Annotated in this window: 18 protein-coding genes; 7 read left to right on the forward strand and 11 right to left on the reverse strand. The window is 73.4% G+C overall.

Annotated features, from left to right (window positions below; genetic code table 11):
* Positions 1-217: 217 nt before the first annotated feature.
* From ACPYOM_RS13130 to ACPYOM_RS13155, 6 genes are all read right to left on the reverse strand, one after another.
* On the reverse strand, positions 218-1,561 hold the full coding sequence (locus ACPYOM_RS13130) for a glutamate mutase L (RefSeq protein ID WP_481346300.1): 1,344 nt from the start codon (positions 1,559-1,561) through the stop codon (positions 218-220).
* Positions 1,562-1,570: 9 nt separating this feature from the next.
* Entirely contained in the window at positions 1,571-2,749 is a 1,179-nt protein-coding gene (locus ACPYOM_RS13135; protein ID WP_481346301.1) for a cystathionine gamma-synthase, read from the reverse strand.
* Positions 2,750-2,791: 42 nt separating this feature from the next.
* Entirely contained in the window at positions 2,792-3,589 is a 798-nt protein-coding gene (locus tag ACPYOM_RS13140; RefSeq protein WP_481346302.1) for an amino acid ABC transporter ATP-binding protein, read from the reverse strand.
* Positions 3,586-4,254, reverse strand: coding sequence for an amino acid ABC transporter permease (locus ACPYOM_RS13145; protein WP_481342499.1), 669 nt, complete (start codon positions 4,252-4,254; stop codon positions 3,586-3,588). The genes ACPYOM_RS13140 and ACPYOM_RS13145 overlap by 4 nt, the downstream gene beginning before the upstream one ends.
* A 25-nt stretch (positions 4,255-4,279) precedes the next feature.
* Positions 4,280-5,089 carry an amino acid ABC transporter substrate-binding protein gene (locus ACPYOM_RS13150; RefSeq protein ID WP_481346303.1) on the reverse strand — a complete coding sequence of 270 codons (810 nt, stop codon included), beginning with the start codon at positions 5,087-5,089 and terminating at the stop codon, positions 4,280-4,282.
* A 162-nt stretch (positions 5,090-5,251) separates the two neighbouring features.
* Complete coding sequence (locus tag ACPYOM_RS13155; RefSeq protein WP_481346304.1) at positions 5,252-6,274, reverse strand: GNAT family N-acetyltransferase; 1,023 nt, start codon at positions 6,272-6,274, stop codon at positions 5,252-5,254.
* A gap of 175 nt (positions 6,275-6,449) precedes the next feature.
* Between ACPYOM_RS13155 and msrA the strand changes: the two genes are divergently transcribed.
* Positions 6,450-7,157: a peptide-methionine (S)-S-oxide reductase MsrA gene (gene msrA / locus ACPYOM_RS13160; protein ID WP_481346305.1), complete on the forward strand. Its 708-nt coding sequence runs from the start codon at positions 6,450-6,452 to the stop codon at positions 7,155-7,157.
* Positions 7,158-7,175: 18 nt separating this feature from the next.
* On the opposite strand, the gene ACPYOM_RS13165 is transcribed toward msrA, so the two are convergent.
* Positions 7,176-8,063, reverse strand: coding sequence for an HAD family hydrolase (locus tag ACPYOM_RS13165; RefSeq protein ID WP_481346306.1), 888 nt, complete (start codon positions 8,061-8,063; stop codon positions 7,176-7,178).
* Between the two features lie 81 nt (positions 8,064-8,144).
* Here ACPYOM_RS13165 and ACPYOM_RS13170 point away from each other — a divergent pair, with 81 nt between their 5' ends.
* A complete protein-coding gene (locus ACPYOM_RS13170; protein ID WP_481346307.1) occupies positions 8,145-8,612 on the forward strand; it encodes an SRPBCC family protein in 468 nt (155 codons plus the stop codon).
* Positions 8,609-9,082 (forward strand): N-acetyltransferase family protein, encoded by a 474-nt coding sequence (locus tag ACPYOM_RS13175; protein ID WP_481346308.1) that lies wholly within the window; start codon positions 8,609-8,611, stop codon positions 9,080-9,082. Before ACPYOM_RS13170 ends, ACPYOM_RS13175 begins: the two co-directional genes overlap by 4 nt.
* A 69-nt stretch (positions 9,083-9,151) precedes the next feature.
* Here ACPYOM_RS13175 and ACPYOM_RS13180 read toward each other — a convergent pair whose 3' ends face one another.
* The 3 genes from ACPYOM_RS13180 to ACPYOM_RS13190 all read right to left on the reverse strand — a co-directional run bounded on the left by ACPYOM_RS13180 (position 9,152) and on the right by ACPYOM_RS13190 (position 13,342).
* Positions 9,152-11,116 carry a M13 family metallopeptidase gene (locus tag ACPYOM_RS13180; RefSeq protein WP_481346309.1) on the reverse strand — a complete coding sequence of 655 codons (1,965 nt, stop codon included), beginning with the start codon at positions 11,114-11,116 and terminating at the stop codon, positions 9,152-9,154.
* A 142-nt stretch (positions 11,117-11,258) separates the two neighbouring features.
* The gene (locus ACPYOM_RS13185) at positions 11,259-11,984 is read right to left on the reverse strand and encodes a hypothetical protein (protein ID WP_481346310.1); all 726 of its coding nucleotides are present in this window, start codon (positions 11,982-11,984) and stop codon (positions 11,259-11,261) included.
* Positions 11,981-13,342, reverse strand: coding sequence for a PspC domain-containing protein (locus ACPYOM_RS13190; protein WP_481346311.1), 1,362 nt, complete (start codon positions 13,340-13,342; stop codon positions 11,981-11,983). Before ACPYOM_RS13190 ends, ACPYOM_RS13185 begins: the two co-directional genes overlap by 4 nt.
* Before the next feature lie 125 nt (positions 13,343-13,467).
* On the opposite strand from ACPYOM_RS13190, the gene ACPYOM_RS13195 reads away from it, so the two are divergent.
* Together ACPYOM_RS13195 and ACPYOM_RS13200 are read left to right on the forward strand one after the other, a co-directional pair.
* On the forward strand, positions 13,468-15,156 hold the full coding sequence (locus ACPYOM_RS13195) for a PspC domain-containing protein (protein ID WP_481346312.1): 1,689 nt from the start codon (positions 13,468-13,470) through the stop codon (positions 15,154-15,156).
* Complete coding sequence (locus ACPYOM_RS13200) at positions 15,153-15,866, forward strand: LuxR C-terminal-related transcriptional regulator (protein WP_481346313.1); 714 nt, start codon at positions 15,153-15,155, stop codon at positions 15,864-15,866. Before ACPYOM_RS13195 ends, ACPYOM_RS13200 begins: the two co-directional genes overlap by 4 nt.
* 31 nt (positions 15,867-15,897) lie before the next feature.
* On the opposite strand, the gene ACPYOM_RS13205 is transcribed toward ACPYOM_RS13200, so the two are convergent.
* Positions 15,898-16,731, reverse strand: coding sequence for an alpha/beta fold hydrolase (locus ACPYOM_RS13205; RefSeq protein WP_481346314.1), 834 nt, complete (start codon positions 16,729-16,731; stop codon positions 15,898-15,900).
* A 278-nt stretch (positions 16,732-17,009) separates the two neighbouring features.
* Between ACPYOM_RS13205 and ACPYOM_RS13210 the strand changes: the two genes are divergently transcribed.
* Positions 17,010-18,500, forward strand: a complete 1,491-nt coding sequence (locus tag ACPYOM_RS13210) for an MFS transporter (protein WP_481346315.1) — start codon at positions 17,010-17,012, stop codon at positions 18,498-18,500.
* A partial coding sequence (locus ACPYOM_RS13215) for a molybdopterin oxidoreductase family protein (protein WP_481346316.1) occupies positions 18,497-20,737 on the forward strand: 2,241 nt, incomplete at its 3' end. The genes ACPYOM_RS13210 and ACPYOM_RS13215, both read left to right, overlap by 4 nt.

Consider the following 20,737-nt stretch of genomic DNA (forward strand, 5'->3'; position numbering starts at 1 on the left):
GTTCCACACTCTCTCCGTCGTCGGCAGCGTCAGATGTGTATAAGAGACAGCGCCCCCACCGCCCGCCTCCACCGCCCGCTCCACCCGCAACACACCGAGCAGCTGCCAGGTCGCCCTTGGTACTCCAACCGGGGTTGGCAGCTGCTCGGTGTGTTGCGGGGTCAGGCTGTCGGGCGGTCAGGCTCGGGGTCAGGCTCGGGGTCAGGCTGTCTCGCGGTCAGGCCTGGGCGGCGACGGCGCGGGCAAGGTCGGGGGCGTCGGCGGCGAGCAGCCCCGCGGCGAAGAGCAGGTACCGCTCGTCGACGTGGGCGCGGGCCTCGCGCGGCACCTTCCACCCGCCGGCGTGGTCCCTGAGCACGGCACCGAGGACGTGCTCGCGCCCCGACGCGTCGGCGTGCCGCAGCACCCCGCCGGAACCGACGAGGGTCGTGACGTTGGCGAGGGGCCGGGGCGACTCGGTCGGCTGGGCCGCACGTGCATGGCGCCGGACCGCGACGAGGGCGGCCAGGCGGGCCAGCTCCAGGTCGAGCGCGCGCTCCTCGGCATCGGTCGGCAGCAGCCCGGGCTGCCTGTGGACGCGGGCAGCCCACGACCGCAGGTCGGCCGCGGAGGGACGGCCGGCACCGTCGAGCACGTGCTCCTCCTCGGCGGCCCGGACGACGTGCAGCGCGTTCCATCGCAGCCCGAGGTCGCCCTCGACCGTCCGGGCGTGCCACAGCGGTGCCACGACGTCCTTGCGCAGGGACGCGTCCTCCCCCTCCGGGGTCAGGCACGAGTAGACGTCGGTCGTCGCGCCCCCGACGTCCACGACGAGCACATCGCCACCGCCGAGCCCGGCGAGCGCCTCGACGCCACGCAGCACGGCGTCGGGCGTCGGGGCCTGCACCATCGCCGCGAACGCGGGGTCGCGCGACAGGCCCTTGCCGCCGATGACGTGCTGCAGGAACGCCTGCCGGATCGCGGCCCGCGCGGACTCCGGGGCGATGACGCCGATCCGCGGCAGCACGTTGTCGGCCGCCACCGCCGGCCGGTCGGTGGCGGCGAGCCTGGCCATGGCGTCCTCGCGGGCCTCGACGTTGCCGGCGACGACGACGGGCGTGGCATGTGCCCCGTGGCCCCCGATGGCAAGGCGGGCGAGCCGGTCCGCGTTGTGCAGCAGCACGTCGGCGTTGCCGCCGTCGGTGCCGCCGACGAGCAGGACGATGTCGGGCCGGGACGCGCGCAGGGCGGCGGCCGCATCGGTCGTCAGGGCGCCGGCGGCGACGTGGACGACCTTGGCACCGGCCGACAACCCGACCCGCCGGCCGGCCTGCGCGGTGACCGTGGCCTCGTAGCCGACGACGGCGAGCCGCAGGCCTCCCCCGGCGCTCGAGCAGGCGCGGACCGACGCGTCGTCGGGCACGTCGAGCATCGAACGCAGGGCTCGGTAGCCGTCGAGCACGTCGCCGCGGCCGAGGGTCCCCGTCGTCGGCGTCGCACCGGTGGCGACGACCTCGCCGTCGTCGCCAAGCAGCGCGCCCTTGGTGAAGGTCGACCCGAAGTCGACCGCGAGAACGGTCACGCCCGCCGGTCAGCCGTGGATGTCGAGCGCCTCGCGGAGGTCGGCGATGAGGTCGTCGACGTCCTCGATGCCGACCGAGAGGCGGATGAGGTCGTCCGGGACCTCGAGCTCGGTGCCGGCGACGCTCGCGTGGGTCATCCGGCCCGGGTGCTCGATGAGCGACTCCACGCCCCCGAGGGACTCCCCCAGGGTCCACAGGCGCACGGCCGCACACACCTTGACCGCGGCGTCCTCGCCCCGGCGCATCCGGAAGCTGACCATGCCGCCGAAGCGCTTCATCTGCCGGGCCGCGACCTCGTGGTTGGCGTGGCCGGCCAGACCCGGGTAGAGCACCTGGGAGACGCCGTCATGGCCCTGGAGGAACTCGACGACCCTCTCGGCGTTGTCGCAGTGGCGCTCCATGCGGACCGCGAGGGTCTTGAGCCCGCGCAGCGTCAGCCACGAGTCGAAGGGACCGGCGACGCCGCCGATGCTGTTCTGGTGGAAGGCGATCCGGTCCTCGGCGTCGGTCATGCCGGGCACCGTGATGTCGGCGCGGGTGATGACGGCGCCCCCGACCACGTCGCTGTGGCCGCCGGAGTACTTCGTCGTCGAGTGCGTGACGATGTCGGCGCCGAGCGCGATGGGGCTCTGCAGGTAGGCGGTCGCGAAGGTGTTGTCGACGACGAGGAGGGCACCGGCCTCGTGGGCGACCCCGGCCACGGCCTCGATGTCGGCGATGCCGAGCAGCGGGTTGGTCGGGCTCTCGACCCACACCATCTTCGTGCGCCCGGGACGGACGGCGGAGCGCACCGCATCGAGATCGCTCATGTCGGCGATCGAGTGCTCGATGCCCTGCGGGCCGGCGACCTTGTTGAAGTAGCGGTACGTGCCGCCGTACGCGTCGTTCGGCACGACGACGTGGTCGCCCGGCACGAGGAGGGCCCGGACGACGGTGTCCTGGCCGGCGAGCCCGGACGCGAAAGCGAACCCGCGGCTGCCCCCCTCGAGGGCGGCGATGCACTCCTCGAGGGCCGTGCGCGTCGGGTTGGCCGAGCGGCTGTACTCGTACCCGCCCCGGAAGCCGCCGATGCCGTCCTGCTTGTACGTCGACACCTGGTAGATCGGGGTGATGACCGCCCCGGTGGAGGCGTCGGCCTCCTGGCCGGCGTGGATGGCGCGGGTCGAGAAGCCGTGCTCGTCAGACATGGTGCCGAGCCTATGCCACGCCCTCTGCCACTCCCCGGGGCCTCAGTCGATCGGGTCGAGGATGCGGTGCAGGAACTGACGGGCGCGGTCGGTCGACGGACGCGTCAGCACCTCTGCCGGAGTTCCACGCTCGACGACGACGCCGCCGTCCATGAAGAGCACCTGGTCGGCGACCTGCTGCGCGAACCGGATCTCGTGGGTCACGACGACCATCGTCCACCCTTGTGCCGCAAGGTCCTTCATGACGGACAGCACCTCGCCGACGAGCTCCGGGTCGAGGGCCGACGTGGGCTCGTCGAAGAGCATCAGTTGGGGGCGGATGGCGAGCGCGCGAGCGATGCCGACCCGCTGCTGCTGGCCGCCCGAGAGCTGGTACGGGTAGGCGTCGGCCTTCTCGGCGAGCCCGACGAGACCGAGCAGCTCGCGTGCCTCCGCCTCGGCCCCGGCCCGGTCCTGCCGTTGGACGAGCACCGGTCCGGAGGTGACGTTCTGCAGGACGGTCAGGTGCGGGAACAGGTTGTGGGCCTGGAAGACCATGCCGCTGCGGGCCCGCAGCTCTGCCACCCGACGCTTGGCGAGCGGGCGCCGGGCGAAGTCGACCTCGACGTCGCCGATGCGCACGAGCCCCGCGTCGGCGACGTCGAGCGCGTTGAGCGAGCGCAGCAGCGTCGTCTTGCCTGAGCCGGAGGGGCCGATGACGACGGTGACGGTGCCGGCGGGCACCTCGAAGTCGACCGACCGCAGCACCTCGTGGTCGCCGAACGCCTTGGCGAGGCCCCTCACGGACACGAGCGGACGCGTCGGGTCGGGAGCGGTGGGGCTGGTGGGCTGTCGGGTCATGCTGCCACGTACCTGTTCTGTCGTTCCTCGAGGCGCGCCTGCCCGAACGACAGGGCCAGGCAGACCACCCAGTAGTAGACGGCCGCGACGCCGTACAGCGCGAAGAACTGGTACGTCGGGGCCGCGGCCTCCTGGGCGACCCGCAGCAGCTCGGTCACCTGGATGGTCGAGGCGAGCGACGTGTCCTTGACGAGGGAGATGAGCGTGTTGGACAGCGGGGGGATGGCGGTCCGGGCCGCCTGCGGCAGCACGATGCGGCGCAGCGCGGTCGCGTACCCCATCCCGACCGTCGACGCGGCCTCCCACTGGCCCTTGGGGATCGAGAGGATCGCCGAGCGGATGATCTCCGCCGCGTACCCGCCGACGTTGAGGGTGAAGGCGAGCACTGCCGCAGGGAACGGGTCGAAGCGGACGCCGAGGGCCGGCAGGCCGTAGTAGATGATGAACAGCTGCAGCAGCAGCGGCGTACCCCGGATGAGGGAGACGAAGACCCGCGCCGCGCCGGACACGACCGGCACCCTGGACAGGCGCATGAGGGCCACGGCGAGCGCCACGACGAGCCCGAGGCCGAAGCTGACGACCGTCAGCGGAACCGTCGAGGTGACGGTCGCCCGCAGCAGCGGCCCGAGCGAGTCGAGGATGAGGTGGACGGTCTGGTCGTTCACGGCGCGGACCTCACCGGGCCCCGGGTCAGGAGGCCGAGGTGGCCGGCTTGACCGACACGTCGGTGCCGAAGTACTTCTCGGAGAGCTTCTTCAGGGTGCCGTCGGCCTCGAGGTCGGCCAGGGCCTTGTCGATGGCCGCGACGAGGTCGGAGTCCTTGCGGGCGGCGATGACCTGCTCGGACACGTCACCGGTCTTGGCGGCGATCTTGACGCCGTGGTCGCCGGTCGACTTCTGGTAGTCCAGGACCGCGAGGCTGTCGTTGACCGTGGCGTCGACGCGCGACTGCTTGAGCAGCGTGATCGCCTGGGTGAAGCCCTCGACCGACTCCACCTGGGCACCGGCGTCCTTGGCGACCTGTGCCCAGTTGCTCGTCAGGCTCTGGGCCGACTTCTTGCCCTTGAGGCCGGCGAGAGAGGTGATGGAGGAGTCGTCGGCGCGGGTGGCGATGACACCCTCGGACCACGTGTACGTCGAGGACAGGCCGTAGAGTCCGGCGCGCTCCTTGTTCCTCGTCACCTGGTTGACGACGACGTCGAACCGCTTGGCGGCCAGGCCGGCGAAGATGGCGTCCCACGGCGTCTCGACGTACTCGACCTTGACGCCGAGCTTGTCCGCGACGGCCTTGGCGACCTCGACGTCGTAGCCGGTCAGGGCATTCGTCTTCGGGTCGTGGAAGGAGAACGGGGAGTAGGTGCCCTCGGTCCCGACGCGGAGAACCTTGGCGTCCTTGACGGACTGCAGGTCGCTGCCGCCGCCCGAGGTGGAGCTGCACGCGGCGAGAACCGCGGCGAGGAACGTGACGATCAGGACGGTGAGGGCGGACCTCGTGCGCATGGGTGGGGACTTCCTCGGGTCTCGGGGTGCGACTGGGACGACGGCGAACGTTATAACGCCGCGTTTGGATCGACATAATCGGTGGTGTCGGTCATCCGACAGGCGACAACCCGTTCCGGGGGCCGGACATTCCCGCTCCCGCGCCGGCCCACCGCAGCCGGGTCAGCGGGGAACACCGGTCTGCTTCTGCCACTCCCGGCTGTAGCCGTCGACGCGGTACCCGAGGCGCCGGTTGACGGCGAGCATGTGGTAGTTGGAGGCGGCGTTCCACGTGCGGACCGCGGTGACCGCCGGCAGCTCGTCCATGAGGAGCACGGCGTTGGCCGCCTTGAGCCGCAGGCCGAGCGCGTGCCCGCGGTGCTCCCGCAGCACGAGCGTGTCCTGCTGGTAGGCGAGGTCGGGCTCGTGCCTCGACACCGAGACCGTCGTGAACCCGACCAGCCGGCCGGAGGGGACGTGGCGCGCGGCCGTCTCTACGACGCGGCGGCCCGACGCGCGGGTGCGGGCGTTGCTCGCCCGCAGCCGCTCGGCGTCCCAGTCCTCCTCCTCGACGTCGAGGTCGTCGGCGGGGGCGTCGGTGCTCATCCGCTGCTGCAGGACCGCCCGGTCCTCGAGCCAGGAGTCCGGCATGTCGTCGACGTACGACTCGAGGGTGTAGCCCTCGGCGCCGGGCTGGGCCAGGACCGCCATCAGCGCATCGCGGTCGGCCGGCAGCGCCTGCTCGCTGCGCAGCACCGTCTGGGCGACGACATAACCGCGCGCCGTTGCGAAGGCCTCCGCGCGGTCGGTGTCGCCCTCGGCCCACTCGGTCTCGACGAGGAGGGTCGTGCGGTCGTGGTCCGCCGCGATGCGTTCGGCCTCGGCGAGGAGTGCCGAGCCGACCCCACGGCCCCGGGCAGCCGGCAGCACCGAGAGCCAGAGCATCGCACCGTGCACGTTGTCGCGCAGTGGCAGGTGCACCTCCACGGCGCCCACGAGCTCACCGTCCCGCCAGGCCGCCCTGGCGACGCGCTTCTTGTCCGAGCCCCGGACGAACCCCTGGACCTCCTCGAGGCTCCACGCGCTGCCGCGGTCGCCGAACAGGTCGCGCTGGACCGCGGCGTGCACGGCGACCCAGTCACGTGCGGCCGCCTCCTCGGCGGCGTCGAGCACGTCGATCGGTCTGATGGCCAGGTCCTCGGTCACGAGCCCGAGTCTGGCGGGGCGCGTCGGGGCCGGGCCACCGATTTGTCCGCGCCCGGCGGCTTTGCGCCCGGGACGGCCTCACGTCCGGCGTCCGCGAGGCCGCCTGCCGGCATACCGGGGCCTCCGCCGGCGTTGCAGGAGCGTATGCCCCCCACACGAAGGATGTGACGCTGGAATGGTGTTCGGACTCGGCAGGAAGACCCAGATGCCCGCGCGCGAGGAGGCCCTCACCGGTCGTGACACGCGCCCGTTCCAGGTGAACCCGACGCACGTCGTCCTCGGCACGCCGCTCGAGGGACCCTGGCCCGAGGGGTCGGAGGTGCTCTACGTCGCGATGGGCTGCTTCTGGGGCGTCGAGCGCATCTTCTGGCGCCAGAACGGCGTCGTCAGCACCGCCGTCGGCTACATGGGCGGCTACACGCCGAACCCGACGTACGAGGAGACGTGCACGGGCCTCACCGGCCACGCCGAGACGGTCCGCGTCGTCTACGACCCCGAGAAGGCCTCGCCCGAGCTGCTGCTCAAGGCCTTCTGGGAGAACCACGACCCGACGACCCCCAACCGGCAGGGCAACGACATCGGCACTGCCTACCGGTCGGCCATCTACTGGACGACCGAGGGACAGCGGCTGGCGGCGGAGGCCACGCGGGAGGCGTTCCAGAAGGTCCTCGACGACAACGGCTACGGCCGGATCACGACCGAGATCCGCTCCGCCGAGGACGCCGGCCCCTTCTACCTCGCCGAGGACTACCACCAGGGCTACCTGCACAAGAACCCCGGCGGCTACTGCAACCACGGCCCCAACGGGATGACGTGCCCGGTCGGCATCGTGCGCCAGGACCAGCTGCCCGCACAGCAGGACGTCGCCCCGCCGACCGCCTGAGCCGAGCCGCCCGGCTCTTCACAGCGCGAACACCGACCGCAGCGTCGCGAGGACGCCGCCGTCGGTGTTCGCGGGCGCGCGGTGGCGGGCCCTCGCGAGGACGCCGGGGTGGGCGTTGGCCATCGCGTACGAGTGCTCGGCCGCATCGAGCATCTCGACGTCGTTGAGGTAGTCACCGAAGGCCATCGTCTGCGCCGGCGTCACTCCCAGGGCGCCCTGCAGGTCGCGGACCGCCAGTCCCTTGTCGACGCCGGAGCCCATGACGTCGACCCAGTGACGACCCGAGACGACGACCGGCTGGGGGTGGCAGAAGTCGGTGAGCGCGGGGGCGGTGAACGCCGTCGGGTCGCCGAAGTCGTGGACCGCGAGCTTGAAGACGCCGTCGCGGACGGCCGTGAGGTCGGCCGTCGTGGCGAGCCGGACGTAGTAGCGCTCCGCCTCGCGGAGGAACACGTCGTCGGTGCGCTCGACCCACGCCGACTCCTTGCCGCAGAGCACGACGCCGAGGTCGGCGCCCCGAGCGGACAGGTCGCGGCAGAACCGCAGCACCGAGCGCACCCACTCGGGGTCGAGGGTGTGCGCCGCCACCTCGACGCCGTCGCGGGTGACGTAGGCGCCGTTCTCGGCGATGACGTCGAGCCCGTCGAGGACCTCGTCGAACAGGCGCGCGATCGTCGCGTGCTGGCGCCCGCTCGCGGGCGCGAAGGCGACGCCGCGCTCGCGCAGCGCCCGGATGACCTCGGTGGTGCCCTCGGGAAGGCGGCCGTCGCCGTCGAGGAGGGTGCCGTCGAGGTCGGCGACGACGAGCCGCACGTCCGCCGGACCGGACCCGTCGGTGGCGCCCGGACCACGCGCCGCGGAGGGCGCCGCGGGCGCGACGGGGCTGGGGGCGGGCGAGGCGGACATCCCGCCCAGCCTAGGTCCCGGGCGGGGACCGGCCGCTCCCGTCCCGCAGCGCGGACAGCGCCCGGATGGCAGGATCACGCCATGCCCAAGGAGTTCCACATCAGCCGCTCCATCGTCGTCGCCGCTCCCCCCGCGCGCGTCCACGCCCTCGTCAACGACCTGCACGAGTGGCAGAAGTGGTCCCCGTGGGAGGGCCTCGACCCGCACCTCGAGCGCACCTACACCGGCCCCCAGTCGGGCGTCGGCGCGACCTACGCCTGGCGCGGCAACAGCAAGGCGGGTCAGGGCCGGATGGAGATCGTCGAGTCCGCGCCGCACCACGTCGGCGTCGACCTCGTCTTCTCGGCACCGATGCGGGCGACGAACCGCGTGGACCTCAGCCTGACCCCGTCCGGCGACACGACCGCCGTCGAGTGGGCGATGACGGGACCGCAGAACGCCGTCATGCGGCTCATGAGCCGCTTCTGGTCGATGGAGAAGCTCGTCGGACCCGACTTCGAGAAGGGCCTGGCCCGGCTGAAGGCCGCCGCGGAGGCCCCCGCCCGGTGAGCGCCCGACCGCCAGAGGGAGCAGGACCGGTCATCCGGCCGGCGCGGCGTGACGACGTCCCGGCGATCGTCGCCATGCTCGCCGACGACGTCCTCGGCGCCTCCCGCGAGAGCCCGGAGGACCTCGCGCCGTACGAGGCGGCCTTCGAGCGGGTCACCGCCGACCCGGGCCAGCACCTCGTCGTCGCCGAGCGCGACGGACGGGTCGTGGGCACCCTCCAGCTCACCGTGCAGCCGGGCCTGTCCCGCCGCGGCGCCACCCGCACCATCGTCGAGGGCGTGCGCGTCGCGTCGTCCGAGCGTGGGTCCGGCCTCGGCACACAGCTGGTCGAGTGGGCGCTCGAGGAGTCCCGCCGGCTCGGCTGCTCGCTCGTCCAGCTCACCTCGGACGCGACACGCCTCGACGCCCACCGCTTCTACGAGCGGCTCGGGTTCGAGAAGTCGCACGTCGGGTTCAAGAAGCTGCTCTGAGCCGTCCGGCCGGACGCGTGGCGCGCGGGTCGCGGCCGGGCTCGTGACGCGCGGTGGTCCTCCAGCCGCTCAGAAGATCCGGACCCGCTCCTCGGGCGGACGCCACATCGCGTCCTCGGGCTTCACCGCGAACGCCTCGTGGAACTCGTCGACGTTGCGCACCGCGTTGCCCCGCACGTCCTGCGGTGAGTGCGGGTCGATCGCGAGCAGGCGGATCGCCTCGGCCTCGCGCGCCTTGCCGCGCCAGACCTGCGCCCAGCCCATGAAGAACCGCTGCGGGCCGGTGAAGCCCTCGACCTCGGGCATCCCCGACTTCTCGGTCGCGATCCGGTAGGCCGCGTAGCCGATCTGCAAGCCGCCGAGATCGCCGATGTTCTCCCCCACGGTGAGGGCGCCGTTGACCTTGTGCTCGTCCCCGAGGCCGGCCGGCGTGTACGTGCTGAACTGCTCGATGAGCCGCTGGGAGAGGGCGTCGAACCGCTCGCGGTCCGCCTCGGTCCACCAGTCGCGCAGGGCCCCGGTGCCGTCGTAGCGCGAGCCCTGGTCGTCGAAGCCGTGCCCGATCTCGTGGCCGATGACGGCCCCGATGCCGCCGTAGTTGACGGCGTCGTCGGCCTCCAGGTCGAAGAACGGCGGCTGGAGGATGGCGGCCGGGAACACGATCTCGTTCATCGAGGGCATGTAGTACGCGTTGACGGTCTGCGGCAGCATGAACCACTCGCCGCGGTCGACCGGGTTGCCGATCTTGGCGAGGTTACGGTCGACCTCGAACTCCGTTGCCCGAGAGACGTTCCCGATCAGGTCGCCGGAGTCGATGGCGATGGAGGAGTAGTCGCGCCACGAGTCGGGGTAGCCGATCTTCGGGGTGAAGGCCTCGAGCTTGGCCACGGCCTCGGCCCGGGTCTCCGGGCCCATCCACTCGAGCGAAACGAAGGACCGGCGGAACGCCTCGACGAGGTTGCCGACGAGCTGCTGCATGCGCTCCTTGGCCTCCGGCGGGAACCAGCGCTCGGCGTACAGCTGCCCGACGGCCTCGCCGATGTTGTCCTCGACGACGGACACGCCGCGCTTCCACCGCTCCCGGTTCTCCGGCTGGCCGGAGAGCGTCCGGCCGAAGAAGTCGAAGTCCTCCTCGACGAAGGCCTCCGGGAGCAGTGGGGCCAGCTGGGTGAGGACGTGCCACGTCAGCCACGCCTGCCAGTCGGTGGCGTCGGTGTCGCCGAGGACGGCGTCGAGGCCCTCGAGGAAGCTCGGCTGACGCACGACCACCTTGGCGAAGGAGCCCTCGGGCGCGCTCAGCCCCTCCAGCCAGGCATCCCACGCATACTGTGGCGCAAGGGCTTTCAGCTCCTGCAGCGTACGCGCGTTGTAGGTCTTGAGGGCGTCGCGGCTCGCGACGTTGTCCCAATGCGCGGCCGCCAGCCGCGTCTCGAGCGCCATGATCCGCGTCGCCTTGCCCTCGGCGTCGGGGATGCCGGCCAGACGCAGGAGGCGCCCGACGTGCGCCACGTAGGCTGCCCGGATCTCGGCGTACTTCTCCTCGCGGTAGAACGACTCGTCGGGAAGCCCCAGCCCGCCCTGCTGCAGGTAGACGACGTACTCCTCGGGCGAGCGCTGGTCGGGCGCCACCCAGTAGCCGATGACGCCGTCGACGCCGATCCGGACGAGCCGTCCGAGTGCAGCCGCGAGCGACTCCGGGCCGTCGACCGTGGCCACCTCCGACAGCGCGGCCTCGAGCGGGGCGAGGCCCAGCTCCTCCACGCGCGCCGTGTCCATGAAGCTGGCGAAGAGATCGCCCACCTGGCGCCTGGGCGTGCCGGGCTCGCTCGACGTGTCGGCCGCCGCCTCCTCGATGAGGGCGTGCACGCGCGCGGTGGACTGCTCGCGCAGCACGTCGAACGTGCCGAACCGCGCCTTGTCGCCGGGGATGTCCGTCGTGTCGAGCCACGTGCCGTTGACGAACCGGAAGACGTCGTCCTGGGGACGCGTGGCGCGGTCGAGCGCGCCGAGGTCGATGCCGGACTTCACTGCCACGTCGTGCCTCCAGAAGCTGCTGCGGTCGGTGCCGCGTCGGGTCTGCGGTCGGGCGCGGCCCTCGCCGGGACGAGGAGCCGCACCCGTGGGCAGCCTAACCACGCACCACCGCCGTGGTGGGCCGGACGGGCGGTCGTGGCGACTAGCGGCGAAGGCGACCCGCGACGACGCCGGCGAGCCCGACGAGCAGGAGCATGCCGCCGAAGGCACCGATGAGCGGCGGCCCGACGAGGCGCAGGCTGAGGTCGGCGTCGGTGAGGTTGGCGACGAGGACGTAGCCGGCGACGATGATCGCGAGCAGGCCGAACATGACGGTGCCGGGCCGTGGGCCGCGGCGGACCGTGACGCCGGGGCCCAGGGGCCCTTCGTAGCCCTGGTCGACCGGCTCGCCCGCCGGTGCCCAGGCCGGCGGGGGCAGCTGGGAGAGGTCCGGCCCGTCGCCGCGGACGGCGTCGTCGGGCACCGGTGCGCTCGGCTCGACCCGGAACGGCGACCCGGAGGCCGCCGCCGGTTCGGCCGGACCGCCCGAGCGGCTCGCCTGCGGCCGGGGTGTCGTGTCGTCCTGCGGCAGGGCGGTCGTGTCGGCCTGCGGCAGGGCGGTCGTGTCGGCCTGCGGCAGGGCGGTGGTGCCGGCCTGCGGCAGGGCGGTCGTGTCGTCCGCCGCCCGCTGCGGCATTGGGCTCGTGGCGTCGGGCCAGCCGAGCCGGCTCGACAGCGTCGGATCCGGGCGGTCGGTGCTCGGGTCGTCGGGGTGCTGCGTGGTCATCGTCGTCTCCAGGTCGTCACGGGTCGCGGGGTGGTCGGGTGCGGGGGTCCTGCCGGACGGGTCGTCCGGGTCGGGGTCGCGGCGGTTCTGCCGGTCGGTCATGACCCGGTCCTGACCCTGATCTCGCCGAGACCGACCTCGGTGTCGACGACGACCTGCGGGGCTCCCGCCGGCCCGTACGTCACCGTCTCGTCGACGCTGACGCCGTTGCGGCTGCGCATCGCCATCGACGGTCCCCGGTCGTTGCGGGAGTCGTTGGTGTTGATCGCGACGTCGCCCTCGTTGGAGTCGACCGCGGTGAGCGCGCCGGCTCGCGCCTTGGCGTGGATCTGGACCGCGACACCGGGTGGCACGACGAGGTCGATCTGGCCCATGCCCACGGTCGCCGAGACCGGCACCGGGTTCGTCCGGCCCTCGAGGCGTGCCGGCGTCAGGCCCGTGAGGTCGACGCGCATCTCGCCCATCCCCAGCTGGAAGTCGTGGTCGCCGGTCACCGACACCACGTGCGACTCCTCACCGACCTGCCACGGCTGCGTCAGGCCCTTCGGGGCCGCCGTCGTGAACAGCGCAGCGAGGACGCCGAGGACGGTGAAGAACGCGAGGGCTCCCGCACGGCGTCCGGCCAGCCCGGCCGCGACGATGCCCAGTCCCAGGACCCCGACGCCGGTCGCGATGCCGACGGCGAGCGAGTTGCCCATCCAGCTCGAGCTGCGGGCCAGCTCGGCGACGAGCGCTCCGGCGACCACCGCAGCACCGAGCACGAGCAGCCCCGGCGCGAAACCGATGGTGCGCGTCCGCTGGCGCGGGGCGCGGACCACGGGTGCCGGGCGCAGCGGGGCCGGGACCGGCACGCCGGCCATGGCGGCACCGGCGTTGGCTGCGGCGTTGCCCGTGGAGGGGCCCGACGTGGGCGCGGCGGTCGCCGAGGTCACCGAGGTCGCGGGCGGGGCACCCGCATCCCCTGTCATCCCGGGGCTCGAGGCGGCCGAACCCGGTCCGGTCCACGGCCAGCCGACGAGCCGGCGGCCCTGGTCCGTGCGGGTGAAGAACCACCAGGCCGCAACGACGAGCAGGACGAAACCGCCGACGCGGACACCGTGCATGTCGCCGCCCCACCACGGGCCGCCGCCGAGCAGCGAGAGCACCGTGACGACGAGCAGGAAGATCGAACCGCCCTCGCCGTGCTTGAGCGCGCGCTCGACGTGGATCTCGCCGCGCTCGTCCGGCATGACGAGCCACAGTGCGAGGTACACGGCGACGCCCATGCCGAAGAAGATCGACAGGAGGATGAAGCCGGCGCGCACGACCAGCGGGTCGACGCCCAGCCAGCGGGCCAGGCCCGTCGACACCCCGGCGAACCAGCGGCCGCCGGCGACCCGCGTGATGCCGGGCCGGCGCAACGCCTCGTAGAACCCGTCCAGGCCGTGCCCCTGCGTCGGGGCGCTCTTGCTCTTCGTCATGGCACCAGAGTCCCGGCCCGCCCGTCGCGCAGCCATGAGGGTCGACCCTGAACCGACCCTGACGCGACCCCCAAAGGGCGCCACGGTGGTCGCCCGTACCCCCGCGGGTGGGTCAGGATGGGACGGTGCAGACGGCAGACGAGAGGGGGGCACCGGTGACGACCGCCGACGACCCCGCAGACGTGCAGGCGGCCGCATCTCCGGCGTCCGCCGTCGAGGGCGCCACGTCGACGCCGGCCGTCCCCGCGCCCGCCGCCGCGCCGGTAGCCGTGCCGGTCGCCGTGGCGGTGCCGTCGTGGCGCACCCGTCCCCGGCCACCGCTCGAGCGTCGCCGGCAGGGGCGCGTCGTCGCCGGAGTTGCGGCGGGGCTCGCGGCGCACCTCGGCATCCCGGTGGTGCCCGTGCGGATCGCGCTCGTCGTGACGAGCATCCCCTTCGGCGCCGGCCTGGCGGTCTACGTCTTCCTCTGGGCGACGATGCGCCAGGGGCGCGACGACCTGCCGCCCGTCGCGGTCACCGGCCCGGCCACCGGCCTCGTGCCACCCGCGTCGGCGCCCGCCCCCGCTGCACCGGGCTCCCCCGCAGCACCTGTCGCCGGTCCCACGCCCGCGCCGACGCCACCACCCCCGACCGAGGTCCCCGGCGGCGGGCAGGCCGGCGGTGCGCCTGCCGCGGCGACCGTCGGGTCGACGGCACCGGCGGGCAGCCCGAGCGCGTTCCCGCTCGACCTCGCCTCCCTGCGCACCTGGCTGCGCAGCGGCAACCAGGCCGTCGTCATCGCGGTCCTCGGCGTCGCGGCGCTCGCCGTCGCCGGCGCGCTGTGGCTCGGCAGCGCCGGGTTCGACGTGCACGCCGAGGTCGTCCTGCCCGTGGTCGCCATCGGCATCGGTGCGATCTTCTTCTGGTCCCAGCTCGACGAGACCGACGTCCTGGGCGCGCGGCGACCGGTCCGCTGGATCTGGCTCGTCATCGGCCTGACCCTGACGGTCCTCGGTCTCGTCGCCCTCCTCGCCCGGGGCACCAACCTCGCGGAGCTGTGGCAGGTGGCCGGCGCCGTGCTCGCTGCCCTCGTCGGCGTCGCCGTGCTGTCGGCCCCGTGGGTGCTGCGCCTCTGGAGCAACCTGCGCCTCGAGCAGGCCGCGCGCATCCGGGCGACCGAGCGCGCCGACATCGCCGCCCACCTGCACGACTCCGTGCTCCAGACGCTCGCCCTCATCCAGCGGCAGGCCGGGGACTCCGCCACGGTGGCCCGCCTCGCCCGGGCGCAGGAGCGCCAGCTGCGCAGCTATCTCTACGACGAGGACGCGCGCGCCGGCAGCCTCGGCGCCGCGCTGACCGCTGCCCTCGGCGAGGTCGAGGACCTCCACGGCGTCCCGGTCGAGCTCGTCGTCACCGGCGACCGGCCGATGGACGAGCACCTCGAGGCCCTCGTCAAGGCTGTGCGCGAGGCCGCCTGGAACGCCGTGCGGCACGCCGAGCCCCCGGTCAGCGCCTACGTCGAGGTCGGGCCCGCCGCCGTCGAGGCGTTCGTCCGCGACCACGGCGCCGGGTTCGAGCTCGACGACGTGCCGGACGACCGGGCCGGGGTCCGGGAGTCGATCATCGGGCGCATGGAGCGCCACGGCGGGTCGGCCCGCATCCGGCGCCGCGCCGACGGCACGGAGATCGAGCTGCGCCTGCCGGTCACGACTCCCGCCACGACGCCCGTCACGACGCCCGTCACGACGCCCGCCGCGGTGCCGGCCCCGGCGTCGGCACCGGCCGCGACCCCCGATCCCGAGCCCAGCCCGAAGACCCAGGAGCAGCACCCATGACGGACCCGACCGACGCGACCGGTGGGCGCACGATCCGCATCGTCATCGTCGACGACCACCACATGTTCCGCACCGGCGTGCGGTCCGAGCTGACGACGCTCGCCGCTCGCGCGCCCTTGCGGCTGGAGATCCTCGGAGAGGCCGGAGCCGTCGAGTCGGCGACCGACGTCATCACCCGCGAGAAGCCCGACGTCGTCCTGCTCGACGTCCACCTGCCCGGCGGCGACGGGCACGGCGGCGCCGACGTCATCCGGGCGTGCGCGGGGGTGCAGGCGGCCCCTGACGTGCCGGTGCGGTTCCTCGCCCTGTCGGTCTCCGACGCCGCCGAGGACGTCATCGCCGTCATCCGTGCCGGCGCCCGGGGCTACGTCACGAAGACGATCAGCGCCGAGGAGCTGCTCACGGCGATCGGGCGGGTGGCCGAAGGTGATGCCGTGTTCAGCCCGCGGCTGGCCGGGTTCGTCCTCGACGCCTTCGGCGCGGCCGCCGGGGAGGTGGCCGAGATCGACGAGGAACTCGACCGGCTCTCGGCCCGCGAGCGCGAGGTCATGCGGCTCATCGCCCGCGGCTACCAGTACAAGGAGGTCGCGAAGGAGCTGTTCATCTCCGTCAAGACCGTCGAGACGCACGTGTCGTCGGTGCTGCGCAAGCTGCAGCTGTCCTCGCGCCACGAGCTGACCGCCTGGGCCATGGGCCGCCGACTCCTCTGACCGGGCCGACACCCCGCCGTGGTCCTCGGGGTCAGGCCGGGGCGTGGAGGAACCGGCGCAGCGCGGCGATGACGACATCGGGCGCGTCGGTGTGCACCCAGTGCCCCGCGCCCTTGATGGTGAACAGGCGCGTGCGCGGGAACAGCCGCCGCATGTGGGCGCCGTCCTCGCGCCGGACGTAGCGCGACTCGCCGCCCGCGATCCACAGCACCGGCCCCTCGAAGGCCGGCAGCGCGTCGACGTCCTCGGGCCAGCCGGCGATGCGCGACCCGGGCCCGAGGTCGGCGTCGGCCGCGACGAGGTCGAGGTTGACCTGCCAGCGCCACGCGTCCCCGTGCCGGCGCAGGTTCTGCAGGAGGAAGGCCTTGACGCCGGCGTCCGGCTCGTCGAACCGGGCCTCGGCGTCCGCCCGGTTCGCGAGCGTGTCGAGGGGCAGGCCCTGCATCTCTCGGATGTAGCCGGCGAACCGCTCGAGCGAGCCGTAGTCCCTAGGTGCGATGTCGACGACGACGAGCCGCCCGACGAGCTCGGGGTGGCGCAGCGCGAGCACCATCGCGGTCTTGCCGCCGAGGGAGTGACCGACGACGGTCCACGTCTCCCCCGGCGCGACGGAGCGCAGTGTCGCGGCGACGGCGTCGGCGTACCCCTCGAGCGAGAACGCCTCCGACCACGGTGAGCGACCGTGGTCGGGCAGGTCGACGAGGAGGCAACGGGCGTCGGTGCCCTCGGGGCCGGTGACGGCCTTGGCGATCTGGTTCCAGTTGCGGCCCTGACCGAACAGGCCGTGCAGGAAGGCGATCCGCGGCCCGGCGGTGCCGACCGACAGCGTGTTGAGCGGCGCGTGCGCCGAGGCCGTCGAGCTCATGCGCCGAGCCTACGCGCGGGCGGGCGGCGCGCCGGACCCGCCTCCGACCGCGTCGCATCGACCTCTCGCCCCCGCCTCACGCGGGGCTGAGGCGGCCGTGAGCCCACCGACGGGACCGGGCCCGCTCGACCTCACCGCGTCACGGCGGCGGCGTGAGAAAGGCGTTACGGCCGCGTCACACGCGTCCGGAGCGCGTGCAACACGCGGTTCCTAGCGTGGCGAGCACGCACCGCAGCGCACCCCCGTCACCTCGTCCGAACCTCCAAGGAGGACGCCCCGTGAGCATCGACAACGCCCCCACCGCGGTGGGGCAGCCGGCTCCCACCCCCGTACCGACCACAGCACCCGCGCAGACCGCGCCGGACGCGTCCGGGCTGAGCCGCCTGCGTGCGCTCACCACGCCCAAGCGACGCCTCATCACCGGCTGGGACCCGGAGGACACCGTCGCGTGGGAGGCCGGCAACAAGGCCGTCGCGCGGCGCAACCTCGTGTGGTCGGTCCTCACCGAGCACATCGGCTTCTCGGTCTGGTCGATCTGGTCGGTCATGGTCCTGTTCATGCCGCAGGCCGTGTACGGCTTCACCGCGGCCGACAAGTTCTACCTCGTCGCCGTCCCGACGCTCGTCGGCGCGGTCCTGCGGGTGCCCTACACGATGGCGACCGCCCTCTTCGGCGGCCGCAACTGGGCCGTCTTCAGCGGCATCGCGCTCCTCGTCCCTGCCGGGCTCACGTGGTGGCTCATGGCCAACCCCGGGCACTCGCTGACGACCTTCCTCGTCGTCGCAGGCCTCGCCGGCCTCGGCGGCGGCAACTTCGCGTCGTCGATGACGAACATCAACGCCTTCTACCCGCAGCGGATGAAGGGCTGGGCCCTCGGGCTCAACGCCGGCGGCGGCAACATCGGCGTCCCCGCGGTGCAGCTCGTCGGCCTGCTCGTCATCGCCACCCTGGGCAACCGGCGGCCGGAGGTCGTCTGCGCCGTCTACCTCGTGCTGCTCGTGGCCGCGAGCACCGGCGCCGCGCTGTTCATGGACAACCTCGACCACCAGACCGCCAACGGGCGTGCGATGCGCGGCCTGGCCCGGCACGCCGACTCATGGCTCATCTCCCTGCTGTACATCGGCACCTTCGGCTCGTTCATCGGGTTCAGCTTCGCCTTCGGCCAGGTGCTCAACGCGACCTTCCTCGCCGGCCTCACCGGCGGCGCAGCCCCGACGCCGGCCCAGACCGCGGCCGCGAGCCTCCACGCCGCGCAGATCGCGTTCATCGGCCCGCTGCTCGGCTCCCTGACCCGGGTGTGGGGCGGGCGTCTCGCCGACCGACGCGGCGGCGGCCCGGTCACCTTCGTGACGTTCGTGCTCATGGCCGTGGCGGGCCTGGCGGTGACGCTGGCCGCGCGGGCCGACGACGTGACGCCGGGGGCCGCGACGGCCGTCCAGCTGGCCGGGATCATCGGCGGGTTCATCGCCCTGTTCGTCCTGTCGGGCGTCGGCAACGGCTCGGTGTACAAGATGATCCCGTCGATCTTCGAGCGCAAGTCGCTGGCCCTCGTCGGCAACGCCGTCGAGCGGGCCGCGTGGTCGCGCTCGATGTCGGGCGCGCTCATCGGCATCGCCGGCGCGATCGGTGCGCTCGGTGGAGTGCTCATCAACCTCGGCCTGCGGGCCTCCTACGTCGGGCCGGCCCACTCGGCCACCGCCGCGTTCGTCGTCTTCACCGTCTTCTACGTCGTGGCTGCCGTCGTGACGAAGGTGCGCTACCGCCGATGACGAGCCTCGCGACCCCCACCTCGCGCGTCGGCCACGGGGCCACCGGCCGGGACGCCACAGAGCGCCGGACGGAGACGCACTGCGCCTACTGCGGGCTCCAGTGCGCCATGACCCTCTCGGGGTCATCGGCCGCCGACCTGGCCGTGACGCCGCGGCGCTTCCCGACGAACCGGGGAGGCCTGTGCCAGAAGGGCTGGACGAGCGCCGAGCTGCTGCGGACGCCTGCGCGGCTGACCGCTCCGCTCGTGCGTCGCGGTGGGGAGCTCGTCGAGACGACGTGGGACGCAGCGCTCGACGTCGTCGCCCGCGGCATCGCCGCCACCCAGGCGGCGCACGGCCGTGACGCCGTCGCCCTCTTCGGCGGTGGCGGGCTGACGAACGAGAAGGCCTACCAGCTGGGGCGGTTCGCCCGGGTGGGCCTGGGCACGTCGCAGGTCGACTACAACGGCCGGTGGTGCATGAGCTCGGCCGCGGCCGCGGGCATCCGGTGCTTCGGGCTGGACCGCGGGCTGCCCTTCCCGGTCACCGACATCGGGTCGGCCCACGCCGTCCTGCTGCTCGGCGCCAACCCGGCGGAGACGATGCCGCCCTTCCTGACCCACCTGGTACGGGCGGCCGACCACGGCGGCCTCATGGTCGCCGACCCGCGCCTGACGCCGACGGCCGCCAAGGCGCTCGACGGCGGCGGTCTGCACCTGCAGCTGCGCCCGGGGACCGACGCCGCGCTGGCCCTCGGGATGATCCACCTCGCGGTCACCGAGGGCTACGCGGACCGCGACTACATCGCCTCCCGCACCACGGGCTTCGACGACCTGTGGACGGTGGCGTCCCAGTGGCTGCCCGAACGGACCGAGCGCGTCACCGGCGTCGCGGCGGCGTCGATGCGGGCGGTCGTGCGCACGCTGGCGCGGGCCCGGGACACCGAGCGCGGCGCGTACGTGCTGAGCGCCCGCGGTGGGGAGCAGCACGCGACCGGTACCGACACCGTCACCGCGTTCATCGCCCTCGCCCTCGTCCTCGGGCTGCCGGGCAACCCCGGCACCGGCTTCGGCACGATCACCGGCCAGGGCAACGGCCAGGGTGGGCGTGAGCACGGCCAGAAGGCCGACCAGCTGCCGGGCTACCGCAAGATCGACGACCCCGCCGCGCGAGCCCACGTCGCCGCCGTCTGGGGCGTCGACCCCGACTCGCTTCCGGGGCCGGGCCGCAGCGCCTTCGAGCTGCTCGACGCGCTCGGCTCCACCGACGGCCCGCGCACGCTCCTCGTCCACGGCTCCAACCCCGTCGTGTCGGCCCCGGACGCGGCGCGCGTCACGGAGCGGTTGCGCGGCCTCGACCTGCTCGTCGTGTGCGACTTCGTCCTGTCCGAGACCGCCGCCCTCGCCGACGTCGTCCTGCCGGTGCTCCAGTGGGCGGAGGAGGAGGGCACCCTGACCAACCTCGAGGGACGGATCCTTCGGCGGCGCAAGGCGATCGACCCACCCGAGGGCTGCCGCAGCGAGCTGTGGGTGTGGTCCGAGCTGGCCCGGCGCCTCGGCGCACCGGTGCCGTTCTCGACCGACCCGCGCGAGGTCTTCGAGGAGCTGCGGCGCGCCTCCGCCGGTGGCGTCGCCGACTACTCCGCGGTGACGTGGGAGCGGCTCGACGCCGGCGAGTCCCTCCACTGGCCGTGCCCGACCGAGCGTCCCGAGGGGACACCCCGCCTCTTCCTCGACCGGTTCGCCACCCCGGACGGACGCGCCCGCCTCGTCCCCGTCGCCGCCGGGAGCCCCAGCGAGGCGGACGACGCGGACTACCCGCTCGTCGCGACGACCGGGCGGCTCCTGCAGCACTACCAGTCCGGCGCGCAGACCCGGCTCGTTCCGGAGCTCGCCGCCGCGGCTGGGGACATGTTCGTCCAGGTGCACCCGGACACCGCTGCGACACACGGACTTTCGGACGGTGATGTCGCCGACGTGGTGAGCCGACGTGGTCGGACCCGGGCGACGGTGCGGGTCGACGAGGACATGCGTCCCGACGTCGTCTTCCTGCCGTTCCACTGGGGCGGCACCACGAACGGCGGCGACGCCCGCGCCAACGTCCTGACCAACCCCGCCCTCGACCCCACGAGCCGCATGCCCGAGTTCAAGGCGTGCGCCGTCCGACTGGCTGTCTCTTATACACATCTCCGAGCCCACGAGACGCGTAGTAATCTGGGGGGGGGGGTTTTTTTTGTGGAAAGGGGGGGGGGGGGGGGG

The organism is Monashia sp. HAY1-2A (assembly GCF_056755315.1).